This window comes from Lacinutrix chionoecetis (assembly GCF_053604665.1).
This window is the reverse complement of the sequence record NZ_JBSHNQ010000040.1, coordinates 1-2,962: the sequence shown is the minus strand read 5'-3', so window position 1 is coordinate 2,962 and position 2,962 is coordinate 1. Positions and strand designations below refer to the sequence as shown.

The following is a 2,962-nucleotide window of genomic DNA, read 5'->3' as shown; positions in this document are numbered from 1 at the left end:
AACAGGAGCACCAACAGGACCTGGAACTGTAACAAACACACCAGGATTTATGGCTACAGGCTTGACAGGGCTTACTGCTTACGAAGTATATGTACTGGCAGATTGTGGCGGATTACAAAGTATATGGGCAGGACCATTTACCTTTAATACAGATGTGCAACTTAACTTTACTATAGATTGTACCGTTGGACCACAAACTGTTAACTACTGCTATGATAGTAACGACACTAATGTATTTACCTTTACAAGTTCAGATGGTTCACCATTAAACTTTATTATTAATTCTGGAAATGTAGAAAACAACTGGGATGAACTTGTGGTTCTAGATTCCGATGGCACAACAGATTTAAATGCAGCAACACCATATGGTAATGCTGGTGATGTAGGTGGTATATCATACCAATCTACAGGAGATACAATTTCGTTTCAAGTAACGTCTGATGGTTCTATTAGTTGCCAAAGTAGTGCAACTATCAATCCGTTAAACATAACCGTAGCTTGTGCAACTTGTATAAACCCATCAGCAACATTTGTAGTTGTAGATGACTGTGCAAATGGAAATCAGTTTTTAGTAGATGTTAATATTACCTCGTTAGGCGATGCAACTTCATTATCTATTGAAGATAATCAAGGTAACCCACCAGTGTCAGTTTCTACAACAGGAACAACACAATTTGGACCGTATCCTTTTAATACAGATATTATTTTTACAGTAAGTAACGAGCAGGATGTCAACTGTGTAATTACAAGTTCAGCAATTTTATTAGCAGCTTGTCCTCCAGATAACGACAACTGTATAGATGCAACTGTTGCAGCTGTTAATGATGATGATACTTGTACATTAACTACACCGGGTACAATACTTGAGGCTACCGATTCAGGAGTACCAACAGGAGGTTGTACAGGAAATCCAGATGATGATGTTTGGTTTGAATTTACAGCATTAGATGAGGTCTCAGTGATATCATTATTAAATATACAAGGCGGCACAACAAATTTAGATTTTGGAATCTACGAGGGTACTTGTGGAACACTCGTCGAATTAGAGTGTTACGATGCTACCTCAGGAGTATCACCGTTATTAACGGTTGGAAACACATACTATATTAGAGTATTTTCTGGTGGATCTGTTGCAGAAACGAGTACATTCGATTTATGTATTCAAGAAGCACCATCAGGTACTATATGTGAGAATGCTGGTAGTTTCTGTGATAATAATGGTACACAAACGGCACCAAATATTACGGGATTCCCAAGTAGCGGACAAATAGCCTGTCTATTTTCTACACCAAACCCATCTTGGAATATCATCCAAATTGGAAATCCAGGACTTATTGAAATTCAAATTGATCAAGTAGGCGCTAATGGAAATGGCCTTGATGTGGATTTTGTACTTTGGGGACCTTTTGATGCCGCAACAGATTTCTGTGACGATGGTGTTTTAGACCAAGATTGTGGAACACAAAATTGTCCTAATAACACTACTAATCCTAATTTCTATCCTTCAGGGAATATTATAGATTGTAGTTATTCTGCAGCGTCTACAGAGAACTTAACAATAGATAATGCGTTATCAGGAGAGATTTATATTCTGTTAGTTACTAATTTCTCTGGACAACCTGGAGATATTCAAATTCAACAAACAAATAGTAACGGAACTGGAGCAGGTTCGACAGTTGCCGAATTAGAAGTAGAAATAGAAACTGTTGATGCAACATTTATTGATGAAGATAATGATGAAACGACACCTTCGGTAGCTAATTTATGTGGTTTTACACAGTCTACTTTAATGGCCGAATCTCCTTTTGCAGATACTTATGAGTGGTATCAAAACGGAATTTTTCTACCAGGCGAAACATCAGATACTTTATTAGTTACAGAATCAGATTCGTATACAGTAATTGCTTACGACGCAGAATGTAACGTAACCGCTCAAGATACTAAAATTATTAATTTTTATCAAGAAGCTGTTGCCAATATGGCTCAGGATATTGTTACTTGTGATGACGAATCTGGAGATGGCATTGAAGACTTCGATTTAGAAGCACAAACCAGTACTATTTTAGGAACTCAGGACCCTGCTGAATTTGTAGTCACTTATCACATCTCTTTAGCAGATGCTCAATCTGGTGATAATGCTTTAACATCGCCATATAGTGCTATGGATGGCACCCTTATTTTTGTAAGAGTTGAAGATGTGGACGCTGTAGGCTCAGGTTCTGGTTGTGCAAGTACAAATACAATTTTTAATTTAGTTATTTCTGGTCCGTTACCTACAGCAAATGGAGTTAATATGGAATTATGTGATGATGAGACAAGGGATGGAGTAGAAGCATTCGATTTAGAATCTAACTCTCCTAACATTCTTAATGGTCAAGATCCAGCTATTTTTACTGTTACGTATCATGAAACACAAATGGATGCAGATACTGGCGCAAATGCTTTAGTATCTCCATATACAAACACTAGTAATCCTCAAACCATTTATGCAAGAGTAGAAAATTCTACAGCAACAGATTGTTATAAGACTACTACCTTCGATTTAATTGTTAATGATATTCCAGAAACCACATTCGACAGTAGTATTCTTTACGAAGTATGTCCAAATGCAAGCGTACCAATTACAGTAACGGCAACGGGAGATAACTACACAGAGAGTGAGGTTACTATAACCTGGTTTAACGAAGGCGTTGTAGTATCAGGCCAGACAGACTTAACCATAGACAATGTTTTAACGGCAGGTATTTACACTATAGAAGTTATGTTTAACGACACAGGTTGTACCTCGAGTGAAGACATAGAAGTCTTTGAGTTAGACACCTGTATTATCCCACAAGGTATTTCACCAAATGGCGACGGTTTAAACGACACCTTCGATTTAAGCAGTTACGATGTACAAACTTTAACCATCTTTAATAGAAACGGCGTTAAAGTTTATGAGAAGGCTAATTACACCAACGAG

The 2,962-nt window shown here is 37.4% G+C and carries 1 protein-coding gene; it reads left to right on the top strand.

Going from position 1 to position 2,962, the window contains the following annotated elements; all coding sequences use genetic code 11:
• A partial coding sequence (locus ACVC43_RS00205) for a T9SS type B sorting domain-containing protein (RefSeq protein WP_452222557.1) occupies window positions 1-2,962 on the top strand: 2,962 nt, incomplete at both ends.